Annotated in this window: 20 protein-coding genes; 11 read left to right on the forward strand and 9 right to left on the reverse strand. The window is 65.9% G+C overall.

Annotation, left to right across the window (positions count from 1 at the left end):
- Nucleotides 1-78 precede the first annotated feature (78 nt).
- Nucleotides 79-501 carry a nucleoside-diphosphate kinase gene (ndk, locus tag AABA51_RS09570; protein WP_338271532.1) on the reverse strand — a complete coding sequence of 141 codons (423 nt, stop codon included), beginning with the start codon at nt 499-501 and terminating at the stop codon, nt 79-81.
- A 73-nt stretch (nt 502-574) separates the two neighbouring features.
- Nucleotides 575-1,792 (reverse strand): MFS transporter, encoded by a 1,218-nt coding sequence (locus tag AABA51_RS09575; protein WP_338271534.1) that lies wholly within the window; start codon nt 1,790-1,792, stop codon nt 575-577.
- A 95-nt stretch (nt 1,793-1,887) separates the two neighbouring features.
- Between AABA51_RS09575 and AABA51_RS09580 the strand changes: the two genes are divergently transcribed.
- From AABA51_RS09580 to AABA51_RS09595, 4 genes are all read left to right on the forward strand, one after another.
- Complete coding sequence (locus tag AABA51_RS09580; RefSeq protein ID WP_338271535.1) at nt 1,888-3,741, forward strand: ABC-F family ATP-binding cassette domain-containing protein; 1,854 nt, start codon at nt 1,888-1,890, stop codon at nt 3,739-3,741.
- Between the two features lie 87 nt (nt 3,742-3,828).
- Entirely contained in the window at nt 3,829-4,320 is a 492-nt protein-coding gene (locus AABA51_RS09585) for a cytochrome b (protein WP_338271536.1), read from the forward strand.
- A 45-nt stretch (nt 4,321-4,365) separates the two neighbouring features.
- Complete coding sequence (locus AABA51_RS09590) at nt 4,366-4,983, forward strand: MarC family protein (protein WP_338271538.1); 618 nt, start codon at nt 4,366-4,368, stop codon at nt 4,981-4,983.
- A 49-nt stretch (nt 4,984-5,032) separates the two neighbouring features.
- Nucleotides 5,033-5,620: a retropepsin-like aspartic protease family protein gene (locus tag AABA51_RS09595; protein ID WP_338271540.1), complete on the forward strand. Its 588-nt coding sequence runs from the start codon at nt 5,033-5,035 to the stop codon at nt 5,618-5,620.
- Nucleotides 5,621-5,653: 33 nt separating this feature from the next.
- Here AABA51_RS09595 and AABA51_RS09600 read toward each other — a convergent pair whose 3' ends face one another.
- Nucleotides 5,654-6,112: a DNA polymerase III subunit chi gene (locus AABA51_RS09600; RefSeq protein WP_338271541.1), complete on the reverse strand. Its 459-nt coding sequence runs from the start codon at nt 6,110-6,112 to the stop codon at nt 5,654-5,656.
- 9 nt (nt 6,113-6,121) lie between these two features.
- Nucleotides 6,122-7,588 (reverse strand): leucyl aminopeptidase, encoded by a 1,467-nt coding sequence (locus tag AABA51_RS09605; protein ID WP_338271543.1) that lies wholly within the window; start codon nt 7,586-7,588, stop codon nt 6,122-6,124.
- A gap of 165 nt (nt 7,589-7,753) precedes the next feature.
- Between AABA51_RS09605 and lptF the strand changes: the two genes are divergently transcribed.
- The 4 genes from lptF (at nt 7,754) to pdxA (ending at nt 12,363) form a co-directional block, all read left to right on the forward strand.
- Nucleotides 7,754-8,902: an LPS export ABC transporter permease LptF gene (lptF, locus tag AABA51_RS09610; RefSeq protein WP_338271544.1), complete on the forward strand. Its 1,149-nt coding sequence runs from the start codon at nt 7,754-7,756 to the stop codon at nt 8,900-8,902.
- A complete protein-coding gene (lptG, locus tag AABA51_RS09615) occupies nt 8,899-9,993 on the forward strand; it encodes an LPS export ABC transporter permease LptG (protein ID WP_338271545.1) in 1,095 nt (364 codons plus the stop codon). Before lptF ends, lptG begins: the two co-directional genes overlap by 4 nt.
- A 157-nt stretch (nt 9,994-10,150) precedes the next feature.
- Nucleotides 10,151-11,380 (forward strand): peptidylprolyl isomerase, encoded by a 1,230-nt coding sequence (locus AABA51_RS09620; protein WP_338271546.1) that lies wholly within the window; start codon nt 10,151-10,153, stop codon nt 11,378-11,380.
- Nucleotides 11,377-12,363: a 4-hydroxythreonine-4-phosphate dehydrogenase PdxA gene (gene pdxA, locus AABA51_RS09625; RefSeq protein ID WP_338271548.1), complete on the forward strand. Its 987-nt coding sequence runs from the start codon at nt 11,377-11,379 to the stop codon at nt 12,361-12,363. The genes AABA51_RS09620 and pdxA overlap by 4 nt, the downstream gene beginning before the upstream one ends.
- 38 nt (nt 12,364-12,401) lie before the next feature.
- Here the strand turns inward: pdxA and AABA51_RS09630 are convergent, their stop codons facing one another.
- From AABA51_RS09630 to AABA51_RS09640, 3 genes are read right to left on the reverse strand one after another with little or no spacing between them, the layout of a single operon-like run.
- Nucleotides 12,402-12,569, reverse strand: coding sequence for a hypothetical protein (locus AABA51_RS09630; protein ID WP_338271549.1), 168 nt, complete (start codon nt 12,567-12,569; stop codon nt 12,402-12,404).
- 23 nt (nt 12,570-12,592) lie between these two features.
- The gene (locus AABA51_RS09635; RefSeq protein WP_338271550.1) at nt 12,593-12,844 is read right to left on the reverse strand and encodes a hypothetical protein; all 252 of its coding nucleotides are present in this window, start codon (nt 12,842-12,844) and stop codon (nt 12,593-12,595) included.
- Nucleotides 12,845-12,880: 36 nt separating this feature from the next.
- Entirely contained in the window at nt 12,881-13,198 is a 318-nt protein-coding gene (locus tag AABA51_RS09640; protein WP_338271552.1) for a TraR/DksA family transcriptional regulator, read from the reverse strand.
- Nucleotides 13,199-13,380: 182 nt separating this feature from the next.
- Between AABA51_RS09640 and AABA51_RS09645 the strand changes: the two genes are divergently transcribed.
- Genes AABA51_RS09645 through AABA51_RS09655 form a run of 3 tightly spaced genes read left to right on the forward strand, consistent with a single transcriptional unit; the run spans nt 13,381 to nt 15,677 of the window.
- Complete coding sequence (locus tag AABA51_RS09645; RefSeq protein ID WP_338271554.1) at nt 13,381-13,812, forward strand: TIGR01244 family sulfur transferase; 432 nt, start codon at nt 13,381-13,383, stop codon at nt 13,810-13,812.
- Nucleotides 13,809-14,693, forward strand: coding sequence for a DMT family transporter (locus AABA51_RS09650; protein ID WP_338271555.1), 885 nt, complete (start codon nt 13,809-13,811; stop codon nt 14,691-14,693). Before AABA51_RS09645 ends, AABA51_RS09650 begins: the two co-directional genes overlap by 4 nt.
- Nucleotides 14,694-14,729: 36 nt before the next feature.
- Nucleotides 14,730-15,677 carry a lysophospholipid acyltransferase family protein gene (locus AABA51_RS09655; protein ID WP_338271556.1) on the forward strand — a complete coding sequence of 316 codons (948 nt, stop codon included), beginning with the start codon at nt 14,730-14,732 and terminating at the stop codon, nt 15,675-15,677.
- A 4-nt stretch (nt 15,678-15,681) separates the two neighbouring features.
- On the opposite strand, the gene AABA51_RS09660 is transcribed toward AABA51_RS09655, so the two are convergent.
- Together AABA51_RS09660 and AABA51_RS09665 are read right to left on the reverse strand one after the other, a co-directional pair.
- Entirely contained in the window at nt 15,682-16,389 is a 708-nt protein-coding gene (locus AABA51_RS09660) for a DUF1223 domain-containing protein (protein ID WP_338271557.1), read from the reverse strand.
- An 89-nt stretch (nt 16,390-16,478) separates the two neighbouring features.
- Nucleotides 16,479-16,868 carry an isoprenylcysteine carboxylmethyltransferase family protein gene (locus AABA51_RS09665; RefSeq protein ID WP_338271558.1) on the reverse strand — a complete coding sequence of 130 codons (390 nt, stop codon included), beginning with the start codon at nt 16,866-16,868 and terminating at the stop codon, nt 16,479-16,481.
- Between the last annotated feature and the right edge of the window lie 162 nt (nt 16,869-17,030).

Consider the following 17,030-nt stretch of genomic DNA (forward strand, 5'->3'; position numbering starts at 1 on the left):
CAAATCTCTAGTAAAAGGGCCGCCCCAACCGGGACGGCCCCACATCTTCAGCTTGGGCGCGCCGTGGCGCGGCCCGGATCAGCCGACCAGTTCGAGGCCCGCGAAGAAATAGGCGATCTCTTCTGCCGCCGTTTCCGGCGCGTCCGACCCATGGACCGAGTTTTCGCCCTTGGAGATCGCGAAATCCTTGCGGATCGTGCCGGGGGCTGCTTCAGCCGGATCGGTCGCGCCCATCACTTCGCGGTATTTCGCGATGGCATTCTCGCCTTCGAGGACCTGGACCACGACCGGCTCGGACGCCATGAATTCGCACAGGTCGCCATAGAACGGGCGCTCCTTGTGGACGGCGTAGAAATGGCCGGCCTGTGCGGGGGTCATGTGGATGCGCTTTTGCGCGATGATCCGCAGGCCCGCGGCCTCGATCTTGGCGTTGATCGCGCCGGTCAGGTTGCGCTTGGTGGCGTCGGGCTTGATGATCGAAAAGGTGCGCTGGATGGCCATGTTTCGGGTCTCGTCTGCATGAGGGGTGGCGTTCGCGCGCCGCCTAACATGCAGGGGGCCGGTTGAAAAGGCGTCAATCGACCCGCGCCCGCGCCGCACCCCGTGCCGCCAGCACCGCCAGCCCCAGCGCCACGACCGAGGCCGCGATCATCAGCGCCAAAAGCCTGAGCGGCGTGGCCCCCGCCGCCATCACCGGCAGCGTCAGCCCCGTCAGCACCGCGCCCCCGAACAATTGCAGCGCCCCCGACAGGCCCGCCGCCGATCCCGCCAGATCGGGCCGAACCGAAATCAACCCCGCATTGGTGTTGGACAGCGTCAGACCATTGCCCAAGCCCACGCAGATCGTCGCCCCGAACAGGACCAGCGGATGCGATACCCCCAACAGGAACAATCCCGCCCCCGCACAAAGCCCCGCCAGCGCAAGGCTGCGCCCCGACAGGATCAGCACGCTCACCCCCAGCCGGGGCGCCAGCCGCGCCGTGACCGCCGAGCCGATCATGTATCCCCCCGTGATCGAGCCAAGCCCCACCCCGACCCATGTCGTCGACAGCCCGAAACTCTCCAGCGCGACAAAGGGCGCACCGGTCAGAAAGATGTAGAAGGTCCCCACCGACACGCCCGTACACAGCGCATAGGCCCAGAACAGGCCCGATCCCAGCAGCGCGCGATAGGCCGCCAGCTGTTCGGCGGGGCTGCGGCGCACCTTGACCCGCGTCTCGCCCCAATCGATCCAGCACAGCACAAGGCCGATGGCCCCCAGCCCCGCGTAAAGGCCGAAAATCGCCCGCCATCCGACCAGCGTGTCCAGAATGCCGCCCAAGGTCGGCCCGATCATCGGCGCAATCGCCATCGCGGCAGAGATCGTGCCCATCTTTCCCGCCGCCTCGCGCGTCGAATACATGTCGCGCAGCGCGGCCAAACCCACGACACTGCCCGCCAGAACCAGCGCCTGCACCAGCCTGCAGATCAGGAAGACCATGAAATCCGTGGCCAGCGCCGCCCCGAGCGAGGCCAGCGCATAGACCGCCAGGGCCACCAGAATCACCCGCCGCCGCCCCAAAAGGTCCGAAATCGGCCCAAGGATCAGCTGCAACACCCCCGCCGCGATCATGTAGGCCGATACCGCGAGCCCCATCTGCGCCTCGCTCACGCCGAAACCCTCGGCCATGCGCGGCAGCGCGGGCAGGAACATGTTGAGCGTCAGCACCACCATGGCGACCAACAAGATCATCGTGGCCAGATGCGGGGGCGTGCGTGCGGGCGGGGTCACGGGGGCAAGGGTCCTGAACACGTCTCCCTGCCGCGCTACCACCGCCCGCATCCCCGCGCCAGTGGGCCGTTGCAGGGGGCATTGACCGCAAGGGCCCGCCCTGCCACATCGCGCCCATGCTGCGGATCACCGATATTTCCTATTCCATCGCCGGTCGCTCCCTCCTCGAAGGGGCGAGCGTCACCATTCCCGCCGGCCACAAGGTCGGGATCGTGGGCCGCAACGGCGCGGGCAAGACCACGCTCTTCAAGCTGATCCGGGGCGAATTGACCCTCGATGCGGGCGAGATCGAGCTTCCCTCCCGCGCCCGTATCGGCGGCGTCGCGCAGGAAGTGCCGGGCAGCGAGGTCAGCCTGATCGACACGGTTCTGGCCGCCGACACCGAACGCGCGGGCCTGATGCTCGAGGCCGAAACCGCCACCGGCAACCGCATGGCCGAGATCCAGGCCCGTCTGCAGGACATCGACGCCTGGTCGGCCGAGGCGCGCGCCGCCGCCATCCTCAAGGGCCTTGGCTTCACCGATGAGGAAAGCCGCATGCCCTGCTCCGCCTTTTCGGGCGGCTGGCGGATGCGCGTGGCGCTGGCCGGTGTGCTTTTCGCCCAGCCCGATGTGCTGCTGCTGGATGAGCCGACCAACTACCTCGACCTCGAAGGCGCGCTTTGGCTGGAAAGCTATCTCGCGCGCTATCCGCATACCGTTATCATCATCTCCCACGACCGCGAGCTTCTGAACCGCGCGGTGGGTCATATCCTCCATCTCGAGAACAAGACCCTCACGCTCTACACTGGCGGCTACGACGCCTTTGCCCGCGCCCGGGCCGAGGCGCGCGCGATCCAGACGGCGGCGGCCAAGAAGCAAGACGCCCAGCGCGCGCATCTGCAAGCCTTCGTCGACCGGTTCAAGGCCAAGGCGTCCAAGGCGCGTCAGGCGCAATCCCGCGTCAAGATGCTCGAAAAGATGACGCCGATCCGCATGCCCGAGGATGCGGCGCGCACGGTTTTCACCTTCCCCGCGCCCGACCAGCTGTCGCCGCCGATCCTGACCATGGATGGCGCGGCGGTGGGCTATGACGGCACCCCCGTCCTGCGCCGTCTGGCGCTCCGGATCGACCAGGATGACCGGATCGCGCTGCTCGGTCGCAACGGCGAGGGAAAATCAACACTTTCGAAACTTCTGGCCGGAAAACTTAACCCTTTGGAAGGAAAGGTTACCGCCTCCTCCAAGCTCCGCGTGGGCTATTTCGCCCAGCACCAGGTCGACGAATTGCACATCGACGAAACCCCGCTTGCCCATATCCAGCGGATGCGCCCCGGCGTCACGCCGCCCAAGCTGCGCGCGATCCTCGCCGGTTTCGGGCTTGGTGCGGACCAGGCCGAAACCGAGGTCGGTCGCCTGTCGGGCGGCCAAAAAGCGCGTCTTTCCCTATGCTTGGCCACGCTCGATGCGCCACATATGCTGATCCTCGACGAACCGACCAACCACCTCGACATCGAAAGCCGCGAGGCCTTGGTCGAAGCGCTCACCGCCTATTCGGGCGCCGTGATCCTCGTCAGCCACGACATGCACCTCCTGTCGCTGGTGGCCGACCGGCTCTGGCTCGTGAAAGACGGCGCGGTGCAGCCCTATGACGGCGATCTCGAGACCTATCGCAATCTTCTTCTAAAAGGTGAAGATCGCCCCGCAAAGGCACAGAAAAAAGAAGAAAAAAGGAAACCGGCCCTGACGCAGGAGCAGATAAAAGAGCTCCGCGCCGAGGTTCGCCGCTGCGAGGCCCGCATCGAAAAGATCGAAGAGATGCGCGGCAAACTCGCCACCAAACTGGCCGATCCCGCGCTCTACGAAGACGGTCGCGCGGGCGAATTGGCGACCTGGCAAAAGAAATACGCCGAGGTGATGGAAGGTCTCGACCGCGCCGAGGCGCTTTGGGTCGCGGCATCCGAAAAGCTGGAAACCGCGCAAAATCCGTGACTTGCACCGCAGCTTGCGGCAAGATTGCACGCGCTCACCCTTGTGTGCCCCCGTGTTGTTCAGTGTTTTGCCAGATCGGATCCCGCCATGCCTCAGCCCACCGGATATACCCGCGCCCAGATCGCGCTCCATTGGATCACGGTGGTGCTCGTCGCACTGCAATTCCTCCTTCACGACGCCATGTCCGAGGCTTGGGACGCGATCGAGGAAGGCCGCGAAGTGATCTTCAACCCCTTGATCTCACAGCATGTTTTCATGGGCGCGCTGGTCGCGATCGTAACCTTCATTCGCCTTGGCCTGCGGCTCAGCCACGGCGCACCACCGCCGCCTGCTTCCGAACATGCCGCGCTGCAACTGGTGGCCCATGCCACCCATTGGGCCTTCTACGTGCTCCTGATCCTCGTGCCGGTCTTTGGCGCCGTGGCGTGGTTCAACGCCGTGGACCTGGCCGCCGAAGCGCATGAAATGCTGACATCGGTCCTGCTCGCGCTCATCGCGCTGCATGTCCTGGCCGCGCTGGTGCATCAATTCATCTTCAAAACCAACCTGTTGGCGCGGATGAAAAATCCCGCCCCCTGAGCCGGGCATTGACCTTGCGCCCAAGGCGCGGCATGGGCTTTGGTCATGGAACTGGCCGCCTATATCCCCGCCTTCGTGGCGCTTTTCGTGGTGATCGACCCGATCGGCATGGCGCCCCTGTTCGTCGCGCTGACGGCGGGCCAGACCACCCGCCAGCGCCGCGTCATCGCGATCCGCGCCTGTGTCGTGGCCTTCGGCATCCTGACGCTGTTCGGGCTGGCGGGCGAAGCGGTGCTGAATTTCCTTGGAATATCAATGCCCGCCTTCCGCATGGCGGGGGGCATCCTGTTGTTTCTGACCGCGCTCGACATGCTTTTCGAACGCCGCAGCCAGCGCCGCAAGGGGCAGGCCGATCAAAGCCATCCCGACGATCCGTCCGTCTTTCCGCTGGCCATCCCGCTCATCGCGGGGCCGGGCGCGATTGCAACGATGATCCTTCTGACCGGTCAGACCGGCGCGGATGCGACCCATATCCTGCTCGTGCATCTGGTGATGCTGGCGGTTCTGACCGTGGTCCTGTCGCTGTTCCTGCTGGCCGCACCGCTCGAACGCCTGTTGGGGCCCACCGGCATCAACGTGGTCACGCGGCTTTTGGGGATGTTGCTTGCCGCGCTGTCGGTTCAATTCGTGATCGACGGAATGCGCGATCTGCAGGTGATCTGATCGCCGCCCGCCCCCATATAACCCCAAGACAGACACGGGGGTGCAGCACATGGCCATGACCGGAGACCAGATCGGATCGCTGATCTACCTCGGCCTTCTGGTCACGGTGATCGCCGGTTGGTATCTGGCTGCGAACCGCCGCAATCTTGGCCGCGTGGCGCAACATGCGGCGATCTGGGCCTTTATTTTCCTGGGCGGGATCGTCGCCGTGGGCCTGTGGTCGGATGTCCGCGACACGGTCGCGCCCCGCCAAAGCCTGATGCAGGACGGCGCGCAGGTCGTGGTTCCGATGGACCGTGACGGGCATTTCTACCTGACGCTAGAGGTGAACGGCGTGCCGGTGCGCTTTGTCGTCGACACCGGCGCGACCGAGATCGTGCTGTCGGGACAGGATGCCGCCCGCGTCGGCATTGCGGCAAACGACCTGATCTTTTCCGGACGCGCCTTTACCGCCAATGGCATGGTCGCCACCGCGCCTGTGCGGCTTGAGCGCGTGGCCTTGGGCGGCATCGTGGATCAGGGCGTGCGCGCCGTCGTCAACGAGGGTGATCTGGAGGAAAGCCTGCTGGGCATGAGCTACCTCAACCGCTTCGAAAGACTGGAGATTTCGCGCGGGCAGATGGTGCTGAAACGCTAGGGGCCTTGGGGACGAAAGCCTGTTCCCGCCGCTTCAGGTTTCGGCCTTTCTCGTCCAGCGGCCGCTTTCCTCGGACCAATACTGGGCCTTGATCCCGGCCTCCTTGAGGCTGCGCCACTGGTCGCGCGCGGTCTGGACGGCCTGCGGGTCCTGCCCGTCGAACACGATCATGGCGCGGGCCAGCGGCGCAATTTCGGCGGCGTCGATCGCGGCCCCTTCGACGCAGACCAGACAATCGGGACGGTTCGCGGCCTCTGTCCCCGTGGTCAGAAGCACGGGTTGATCCGCATCATGCGGACCGCCCGCGCGGCCATGGGGCAGGAAATCGGCATCGCCCCCTTGCCAGAGCGCCGCGTCGAGCCGGTCGAGGATCGCATCGCTCCGCCCGCGCAGGGCCACGCGCCAGCCCGCGTCCAGCGCCTTGCCCAGCAGGAGGCGCAAGGTCGCCTCGAGCGGCGAGCGGGTCAGGTGGTAGAAATAGACTTCGCCCAAGGCGGCCCCTTACCCTTCGAACTGGTCGCGGATCAAACGATCGAGCGCCATGACCCCCCAACCGGTCGCCCCTTTGGGCGCCAGCATCGTGTCGGATTTCACGCTCGCCACGCCCGCGATATCAAGGTGAATCCAGGGGGTTTCATCCTTGACGAAGCGTTGCAGGAATTGCGCCGCCGTGATCGACCCGCCGTCGCGCCCGCCCACGTTCTTCATGTCCGCGATGCGGCTTTTCAGCTTTTCGTCATAGGCGGCCCCCAAGGGCATCCGCCACGCGCCCTCGCCCTCGGCCCGCGCCGCCTTGAGAAACGCGTCGCAAAGTGCGTCGTTGTTCGAGAAAACGCCCGCGTTTTCATGGCCAAGCGCAATGATGATCGCCCCCGTCAGCGTGGCAAGGTCGATCATGCCCATGGGCTTGAAGCGGTCTTGGGCATACCACATCACGTCCGCCAGAACCAAACGCCCCTCGGCATCGGTGTTGATGACCTCGATCGTGTCGCCCTTCATCGAGCGCACCACGTCACCGGGGCGCTGCGCATTGGGGCCGGGCATGTTTTCCACCAGGCCGACCAGACCAACGACATTCGCCTTGGCTTTGCGCAGGGCGAGCGTGCGCATGACCCCTGCAACGACGCCCGCGCCGCCCATGTCCATGGTCATGTCTTCCATGCCGGCGGCGGGTTTGAGGCTGATGCCACCGGTGTCAAAGACGACGCCCTTGCCGACAAGTGCAAGCGGCGCTTCCTCGGCCCCGCCCTTCCATTGCATGACGACGATCTTGGAGGGGCTGTCCGACCCCTGCCCCACCCCCAGAAGCGCGCCCATGCCAAGGCTGGTCATCTCGTCCTCGTCCAGCACCTCGACCTCCACGCCCAGCTCGCGCAGCGCGACCAGGCGTTCGGCAAAATCCTGCGTCGTCAGGATGTTGGCGGGTTCGTTCACCAGATCCCGGCTGAAGAACACGCCCTCGGCCAAGGCCATCAGGGGGGCTGCCTCGGCCTCGGCCTCCTCGGGTTTGGCGAGCATGATCGTCGCATCCTTGGGCGTGTCGGTGGCGGCGGATTTGTGACGGGTGAAGTCATAGCCGCGCAGGACAAGGCCCAGCGCCAATTCGGCGGTGCGCGCCGTGGTGCCGGCGGCCAGCGTCAGCGCCTCGGCGCCCTTGAACCGCGCGAGCGCCGCGCCCGCTTTGCGCGCCTCTTCGACACTGGGGCGGCGGGGCAGCTTGACCGCCATCAGGCTTGAGGCCGCAAGACCCGTGGGCCAGCCCAGCGTCAGCCCCTCGCCCGGCTTGAGCTTGGTCCAGCCCTCCGCCGCCAGTGCGCGCGACAGGGCACCGCGCGTCAGCTTGTCGATGCGCCGCGCCGCCGGATCGAGCTTGCCATCGGGCGGCAAGAGCACCGCCAGCCGCCCCTCGGCACGGGCCAGCGCCTCCAGGTCGACGGGGGTGAAGGCGACGGCGATCGGATTGGTCATCTGGCGTGATCCTCAACTCGGGTTCGTGTGGCAAAAGAGGTCGCGGCGGCGCGCGGTCCTGGCAAGACTAGGCCGCGGACAGGGCGATGACCAGATCGCCCTCGCATGGAGACCGCGTTTGGCCTAAGACTGCGCCAGACAAGCCGGCCCGAGCGCCGGAAACACATGTGGGGATGTTGCGCCTTGGGGCGGTATGACCGCTACGTCTTGTCCCAATTGATCGTGCTGTTCGGCTTTTTCAGCCTGGTTCTGATCTCGGTCTATTGGGTCAACGAAGCCGTGGACCTGTTCGATTCGTTGATCGCGGATGGACAGACCCTTTCGGTGTTCTTCGAATTCACCGCGCTCAGCCTGCCGCAGATCATGCTGATGGTGCTGCCTGTCGCGGGTTTCGTTGCCACGCTCTACATCTTCAACAGGTTGATCGGGGACAGTGAACTGGTCGTCTTGCAGACGGCGGGTCTGTCGGCGGCGCGGCTTTTGCGGCCGGTTGCGTTCTTCGGGCTGTTTCTGGGGCTGGTGATCACGGTCCTTGGCAATGTCGTGGCCCCCGTGGCGCGGGCGCAATACATCGACCGCACCCAACAGGTGCAGGATGATCTGACCGGCAAATTCCTGCGGGCGGGGCAATTCGTGCATCCCGCCCCCGGTCTGACCGTCTACATCCGCGAGATCACGGAACTGGGCGAATTCCGCGACCTGTTCTTGCAAGACCGCACCGCCCCGCTGTCGGAAACGACCTACACGGCGCAGTCAGCGCTGATGCTGTCCTCGGATACGGGGCCGCGCATGGTGATGTTCGACGGCATGGCGCAGACGCTTTCGGCCGAGACCGGGCGGCTGAGCACGGTGCTGTTCGACGATTTCACCTATGATCTCGGGGGGCTGATCGCGGGCGGAGGTTTGCGGAGCTACGATCTGCGCGAGATCCCCACTTGGGTGCTCTTGTCGGCCACGCCCGAGATCGCCCAACAGATGGGTCAGGACGTGGCCTACATGCGGTTTGCAGGCCATGAACGGATCGCGCGGGCGCTGTTCGTGATCTTTCCGCCCCTGATCGCGGCGGCCTGCCTGATGCTGGGCAGCTTTTCGCGCTTCGGGGTCTGGGCGCAGATCCTTTTGGCGGTCAGCCTTGTCATCCCGCTCCAGATGATCTGGAACGCGGCCGAGACGGCGGCGGTGCGCAACGTCGATCTGCAATATCTCGCCTATGTGCAACCCGTGGCCGCGGCGCTTTTGACCTTGGTGCTGATCTGGCTCGCGATGCGGCGCAAATGGCCACGGGCGCGGAAACTGCGGGGGGTGCCCGCGTGATCTTGCACCTCTATCTCGCAAGGCGGTTTCTCAGGGCGCTCGGGATCGTTACGGCGGTTTTCGTGGCGATCCTTCTGCCGATCGACATCGCGGAACAGTTGCGCCGCATCGGTCCGTCGCAGGGGTTTGGCCCGGTGCTCGAGCTGGCGCTGCTGAACCTGCCCGGGTCGCTCTACGAGATGATCCCGCTCTTTGTCCTCTTGGGAACGCTCCTGATGTTCTTGGGCCTGGCGCGCAGTTCCGAGCTGGTCGTGGTGCGCGCCGCCGGACGTTCGGCACTGCGCGCGGCGGCGGCACCCGTGGTGGTGGCGGCGCTCTTGGGTGTGTTCATCGTCATGGTGGTCAACCCGATCGTGGCCACGACCGAACAACAATTCGATCTGCGCAGCGCGCGCTATCTGGGCGCGGAAGAGCGCACCGTTTCGGTCAGCGCCGAGGGCCTGTGGCTGCGGCAGGGCAGCCCCGAGAACCAGACCGTGATCCGCGCGAGCGCCGCGAATTCGGATGGCACGCAATTGTTCGATGCCAGTTTTTTCGGCTTCGATGCCGAGGGAACGCTGATCGAACGCCTCAATGCCAGCCAGGCCATCCTGGTCGAGGGCGCATGGGAATTGACCGGGGTCCGGCGCTGGCCGCTCGTCGAGGGCGTGAACCCCGAGGCGCGGGCCGAAAGCCTGCCGCAGCTGACGCTGCCCTCCACCCTGACCCGCGAACAGATCCGCGACAGTTTCGGCAAACCCGAAACCGTGCCGATCTACCAGCTGCCCGCCTTCATCGCGCAACTCAACGGCGCTGGCTTCGCCGCCCTGCAACACCGGGTCTGGCTGCAAAGCGAATTGTCCTCGCCGCTGATGCTGGCGGCCATGGTGCTGATCGGCGCGGGCTTCACCATGCGCCACACGCGGTTCGGACGGACGGGGATCATGGTGCTTTCGGCCATCTTGCTTGGCTTCGGCACGTTTTTCGTACGGTCATTCGCACAGGTGCTGGGCGAGACCGGGCAATTGCCCGTGGCGCTCGTGGCCTGGACGCCCCCGATCGCGGCGATCCTTTTGGCGATCGCGCTCTTGCTGCATACGGAGGACGGATGACACGGCTGAAACAGGCACCCGTCACCCCCCATCTCGCCGTGCAAACCACATCGGAGCGCAACAGCCACAGTTGCCTTCGCGCCGCAGGCAGTCCACAACTGGCACAGGGCCCATGCCCGACCTTGGCCGCAGATGAGCAGACCGGACGACAGACCCGATGATCCAGAGCCCCAAGACACCGATCCGCCGTATCCTGGCCCCGCTGGCGCTGGCCGCTGCCGCGCTGCTACCGGGCGCGATGGCTGCAGCGCAATCGCCCTTTTCGGCCGCCGTGCGGATCAATGACGGGATCGTCACCTGGTACGAGATCGAACAGCGCGCCCTGTTTCTCGAGGTCTTGCGCGCCCCCGGCGACTTGCGGGCGGAAGCGATGGAAACGCTCGTCAACGAGCGGCTTCAGATCGGTGAGGCCGAGCGGATGGATGTCCTGGCCACCCCCGAAGAGATCGAGGCCGGCGTTGCCGAATTCGCATCCCGCACCGATCTGTCGGTGGACGAATTCCTTGCGGTCATCAGCGACGAGGGCGTGGCCCCCGAAACCTTCCGCGATTTCGTGGCGAACGGCATTTCCTGGCGCAACGTGGTGCGCACACGCTTCGGGCCGCGCGTGCAGATCACCGAGGCCGATATCGACGAGGCGCTGGCTTTTGCGCCCCGGCTCGACTCGGCGCAGATCCTGCTGGCCGAGATCGTCGTGCCGCTGATGCCGGAAAACGAGGAAAACCTGCGCAGTGAACTGGCGCGGCTTTCGGCCGATCTGAATTTCGACACCGCAACCTTCAGCGAGGCCGCGCGCCGGTTTTCGGCAGCCCCCACGCGCGAGAACGACGGTGTGACCGGTTGGCGCCCGCTCTCGGCCGTGCCGCCGCAGCTGCGCGAAGACATGGTGCTGCTTGCTCCCGGTGAAACCTATGGGCCGGTATCCTTGGGCCCGGCGCTTGGCATCTTCCAGATGCGCGGCCTGTCCGAAGGGAATTTCCAGGCCCCGACCGTGACCTCGGTCGATTACGCGACCATCGCGCTTCCCCCTGTCTCGACCGAGGAAGGTGCCTTGGCGGCAGAGGCCCTGCGCGCGGAAATCGATGTCTGCGACGATCTTTACGCGACCCGACCGGGCGGGTTCGAGCGGTTCGACCAACCGCTTTCTGCCATTCCCGGCGATATCGCCATGGCGCTTGCGGCGCTTGACGCGGGCGAGATCGGTTTCGGTGTTAGCCGCAATGGCGGGGCCACGACGCTGGCGGTCATGCTCTGCGATCGGACCACGGCGGAGCCCGAAGCGGGCCGGGAGGCCGTGCGGCAGCAATTGATCGCGCAACGGCTCGAGGGCTACGCGGATGCCCTGCTGGAAGAATTGCGCGCAGACGCCATCATCACATACGAATGAGCGTGTCGCGGGCCCCCATCGCCGTCAGCATCGGTGAGCCCGCCGGGATCGGCCCGGAAATCCTTGCCCGCGCCTGGGAAAGGCTCGGGTCCCGCCTTCCCTTTTTCGTGATCGGGGATCCCGACCATCTGTCCGGCCACGGCGTGGAACCGGTCCCCATCGCGCGGGCCGCGGATGCGGCGACGGCCTGTCTTCGCGGCCTGCCCGTTTTGCCCCATCCCTTTCCCGCGCCTGCCGTGCCGGGCGAACCCGACCCGCGCAACGCCACCGCCGTGATCGAGGTCATCGCGCGCGGCGTCGATGTGGTGATGCGGGGCGAGGCAAGCGCGCTGACCACCGCGCCGATCCACAAGAAGGCGCTGATGGACGGGGCCGGTTTCCGATTTCCGGGCCATACCGAATATCTCGCGCATCTGGCGGGCGTGGAGCGCGTGGTGATGATGCTCGCCTGTCCCGACCTGCGCGTGGTGCCCACGACGATCCATATCGCGCTGAAGGATGTGCCGGACGCGCTGACCTCAAAGCTGTTGCGCGACACGATCCGCATCACCCATGCAGCCCTCAGGCAGGATTTCGGCCTGGCCGCGCCGCGCATCGCCGTTGCAGGGCTCAACCCCCATGCGGGCGAAGGCGGGGCCATGGGCCGCGAAGAGATCGAGACCATCACCCCCGTGATCGAGGCCCTGCGCGCCGAGGGTCTGGCGCTGAGCGGTCCGCATTCCGCCGACACGATGTTTCACGCGGGCGCGCGGGCGGGCTATGATGCGGCGATCTGCATGTATCACGATCAGGCCCTGATCCCGATCAAGACGCTGGATTTCGCAGGCGGCGTGAACGTGACGCTGGGCTTGCCCTTCATCCGCACCTCGCCCGACCACGGGACGGCCTTCGACATCGCGGGACAAGGCCGCGCGGACCCGACCAGCCTGATCGCGGCCCTTGAAATGGCGCAAGAGATGGCCGGCCAGCGCCACGGCAGTTGATCCCTGGCGGCTCGGCCGCAGTAAAGCGGGCGAAAGGGTCAGACCGGCAGATCGTTGAACAGGTCGTCCTCCTCCGGATCGGGGCGCGGCTTGGGTGCGCCCTGCCCCTCCTCCGGCTTGCGGTTCTCGTCATCGGGCGCGGCATCGGTCCCCTTGCGGCGCAGTTCTGTATGGGCGGACGGTTTGCGGGCGGTCTTTTCGTGCATCTGAAATCCTCCTGTTCAGGTCCTCAGGCGGGGCGTGCCCAGGGTGTCGGGGGCTTGTCCGGTCCAACACGCGCCTCCTCGCGCCGGTCGGCTTCGCGGGTCTGGATATCTTCGGCCCGACGCGCCCGCAGATCGGCGACCATGCAACGCAGATCGCGTTCCACGGCCTGACACAACAGGGTTTCGGCCACCGCCCGCCCCGTGCCCGGCGCCTGCAAAATCAGCTCCAGCCTGCGGTAGAGAACCTTTGGATCGGGGTCAGGTGTGGGGGGCATGATCGCAACCTCCCTGAGGGAAGGAAAGGGATGCGCCTATCTCGCGCAGGTCCGGCAAAACGGGGTGCTCGGCAGAAGATCCAGACGCTCCTCCGAGATGTCTTGCCCGCAGGTGACGCAGATCCCGTAGGTTCCGGCCTCCATCCGGGCGAGCGCGGCCCGGATCTGGGCGATCTCGGCCTGACCGGACTGGCCCAGACGTTCCAGCACCTCGTCACCTTCGCGCTCCACGGCCAATTCTTCCCAATCCTTGGACTGGTGGCTGTCGAGCTCGGCATCGAGGTCGCGCAACCGCGACAACAGGAGCGCGAGTTGATCATCGAGTTGCGCGCGGTGTCTGGAAAGGTCGGTCATGGTCTTCTCCCGGTCCCGGAACTGGGCCCCTCGTGTGGCGGCCGCCAAGCCGTCAGGGCGTGCCGATTGGGAAAGGCTAGCACCCGTCACGATGCCGGACCTTGATTTGGGTCAACGCGATCTTTCCCTTGGCGCGGGCTTGCGGCATGGTACGGCGCAAACGCCAGTCAGGAGCCAGCCCCATGGATCTGCGCCAGATCACCGACAGCTATACCGTCGCCCCGCAACTCGAACCCGGCGATATGGCCGTGCTTGCAGCCCAGGGCGTCACGACCGTGATCTGCAATCGCCCCGATGCGGAAAACCCCGCGCCCCTGCAGGCCGCAGCGATGCAGGCCGCCGCCGAAGCCGCAGGTCTTGCCTTCGTCTTCAACCCGGTCGTGGGCGGGCAACTGACCATGGACAATGTCGAGGAACAGCGCGACGCGATCGACGCCGCCGAAGGGCCCGTGGTCGCCTATTGCGCCTCGGGCAACCGGTCGACCATCGTCTGGGCGCTGGGAATGGCGGGCGACCTGCCCACGACCGAGATCATCGCGCGCGGCGAGAAATGGGGCTATCAACTGGAATGGCTGCGGCCCCAGATCGACGCGCTGGCGGCCCAGAACGGGTGAGCGCCTATACCCGCCTGACGCCGACGGCGCAGGGCATCGTGCTGATGATCGCGGCCATCTTTCTGTTCTCGACGATGGATGCGACGGCCAAGATGCTGATGAGCCGCTATGCACCCATGCAGGTGGTCTGGGCGCGCTACGCGGGCATGATGCTGGTCGTGGGGCTGGTTCTGGCTCCGCGTCTGGGCCCGATCCTTCGCACCCGGCGGGTGGGGCTGCAACTGCTGCGGTCGGCGTTCCTGTTTGCGGCGACGTGGTCGTTTTTCACCGCGATCAGCCGGATGGACATCGCGGCAGCCACAGCCGTGATGCAGGTGCATCCCGTGCTGCTGACGCTGGGGGCGGCGCTGTTGCTGCGCGAACCGCTGGGACCGCGCCGCATCCTCGGGATCGGCGCGGCGCTGGCGGGTGCCTTGATCGTGATCCGGCCGGGGACGGAGGTGTTCACGCTCACCGCGCTTTTGCCGCTTCTGGGGGGTGTGTTCTACGCCTCCTACGCGCTGACGACGCGGTTTCTGGGCCGGGATGAACCGATCCTGACCTCTTTCGTCTATACCGCGATCATCGGCACGCTGGTGGCAAGCCTGTTGACGCTGCCCGTCTGGCAATGGCCCACCCCTGCGGATGCCGCGATCTTTCTCGCGCTTGGGGCGACGGGCGCGCTGGGGCAATTTCTGCTCATCCGCTCGCTCACCATTGCCGAGGCCGGGGCCGTCGCGCCCTTTGGCTATGCCGGCGTGGTCTTTGCCACGGGTTGGGGGCTTTTGGCCTTTGGCGAGGTGCCCGATCCCTGGACACTGGTCGGTGCGCTTGTGATCATTGGGGCCGGTGTCTATGTCTGGCACCGCGAGACCCGTGCCCGGGCCGCGATCGCGGCCTGAGGGCCGCGCAAGAGACGGACAGGAACGAAGAACCCGATGCCCAAACCCCGCCGCCTCTGGCTCGACTGGAGTGTCGACCGTGCCGCCCGCGGGCTGTTGTGGCTGGCCTTTCGCCTGCCCTACGAGACGCGAGTGCCGATGATGGGAGGCATCTTTCGCAGCCTTGGCGGTGTGAGCGGCTACCGCGCGCGGGCCGAGGATCAGCTGGCCTATATCCATCCCGACATGCCTGCCCCCGAACGCCGCCGCATCGCGAGGGCCGTTCTGGACAATTTCGGGCGCGTGCTGATCGAGAATTATTCGACCGCCGATCAACTGGACCGGGCGCAGCGTTGGCAGCCCCAAGGCCCCGGTTGGGACGCCTGCGAAGCGGCGCGGCAGGCCGGTCGCCCGATCCTGTTTGTCTCGGGTCATTTCGGCAATTACCAGGCCGCGCGGGCCGCGATGAACGTGCGCGGCTACGAAATGGGCGGGCTCTATCGGTTGATGAACAACCCCTATGCCAATGCCCATTACGTCGCCTCGGTCGAGGGTGTGGGCGGCAAGGCCTTTGCCCGCGACAGGCGGGGCCTGGCGGGTTTCGTCAAGGTGCTGCGCGACGGCGGACAGGGCGCGATGCTGATCGACCAGTATTTCGCAGGCGGCACGCGGCTCGATTTCCTGGGCAAGAGGGCACCGACCGCGCTGTCAGCGGGCGAGATGGCGCTGAAATACGACGCGCTTCTGGTGCCGATCTATGCCGAACGGCAGCAAAACGGCGTCGATTTCGACGTGGCGGTCGAGGCCCCGATCCCGCACAGCGATCCGCGGACCATGACGCAGGCCCTGAACGACAGCCTGTCGGCACGCGTGTCAGCGCGGCCCGACCAATGGTTCTGGGTGCATCGCCGCTGGAAACCCGCCCGGCAGGCGAAATATTTCGCGCCCGAGGACGACGACTTGCCCGAAGTGGACAGTCAGCCGGTCGATGACCGGACAGCGTAAGGCCTCAGTCGATCCGCGCCGCGCCCAGGATGGGCCCCTGCCCCGCGACCTGCACGATGATCGCCATTGGCTGTGCATTCTGCGATGCGATGCGCGCATTGAACGGCAAGGAACCGTCCCAATCGGCCACGACCTGCCACGAGGTCACCACGTTGTAATGGGACGAAACGGTGCCCGCGCGTTCGCCGCGTTCGATCCGCACCTCTTCATGCGGGCTGAAGGTCACGACCTGCACGACCATTGCGGGGCGCGGCGGGTCCATATGGGCCTCTGCCGAAACGCGGATCTCGGCCCCGTCGCGCGCCACATCGACCGTCACGGGATCAGAGGCCGCGTATTCCGCCTGGATCAGATCGGCCACGGCCATGGGCCGCACGCCCACCACATGGTCGCGCCCGCCCACAACGATCTGCGGCGTGTAGACCACCGTGGACCCCTGCGCATGGGCATAGCCATGCTGGCGCGCCGTCATTTCCGGCATGGCAAAGGTATCTTCCCAGCCGATGTAATCCCAGTAATCGACATGCAGCGCGAGCGCGATCACATCCTCGCGCATCGCCAATTCGCCCAGGAGCGCATCAGCCGGTGGACAGGAAGAACAGCCTTGCGAGGTGAAGAGCTCGACCACCACGGGGCCGTGCCGTTCCTCGGCCATGGCCCCCTGCCCGATCATCACAAGCGCCAGAAGCGCCCCAGCCAATGTCGGTTTCATCCTCGTCTCCGTCTCATGGGCCCGATGCCCTGACCGTCTAGGTAGATGCGTCAGACGGGCATTGCCAATCAAGCCTTTGCGAGACCGCGTTACAACCAGCGGCGCGTGGTGGTGAGATATTGCTCCGCCTCAGACCCGAAGGCGCGGCGCAATGCGGCCTCTTCGGGCAAGATGAAGCGGTAGTGGAGGATGGATGCAAAGGCTGCGGGAACGGGCAAGGCGCTGAGCGCCCCCTGCCACAGAACGGCGCCAGTCAGGATGGCGAGCAAGCCCAGATAGATTGGATTTCGGGTTAGCCGGTAAGGACCCTCGATGATGAGCGCACTGGGGTCATGATGCGGCTCGATCGTGGTGCGCTTGCGCCAGAACCAGAGCGCGGCCCAGAGGATGAGAACAAAGCCCGCCAGCGTCATGACAGCCCCCGCCGCCTGCCAAACCGGGCCAAAGGCGCGAAGGAGCGGCAGTTGGTTGCCCAGCAACCAGGTGAGTGCAAGGCCGAGGAGGAACCAAACAGGAGGGAGGTCGGGGAAGTGTTTCATGTGGTGGCTGATCCCGCGTCGTCGCGTTATCGTTGTTTCCGGACATTTAGCCTAAATTAGGCACATCTAGGTGTCTCGTAGCGCTAACGTGGCCTCTCGGCG

Source organism: Roseicyclus marinus (assembly GCF_036322625.1).
Classification (GTDB): domain Bacteria; phylum Pseudomonadota; class Alphaproteobacteria; order Rhodobacterales; family Rhodobacteraceae; genus Roseicyclus; species Roseicyclus marinus_A.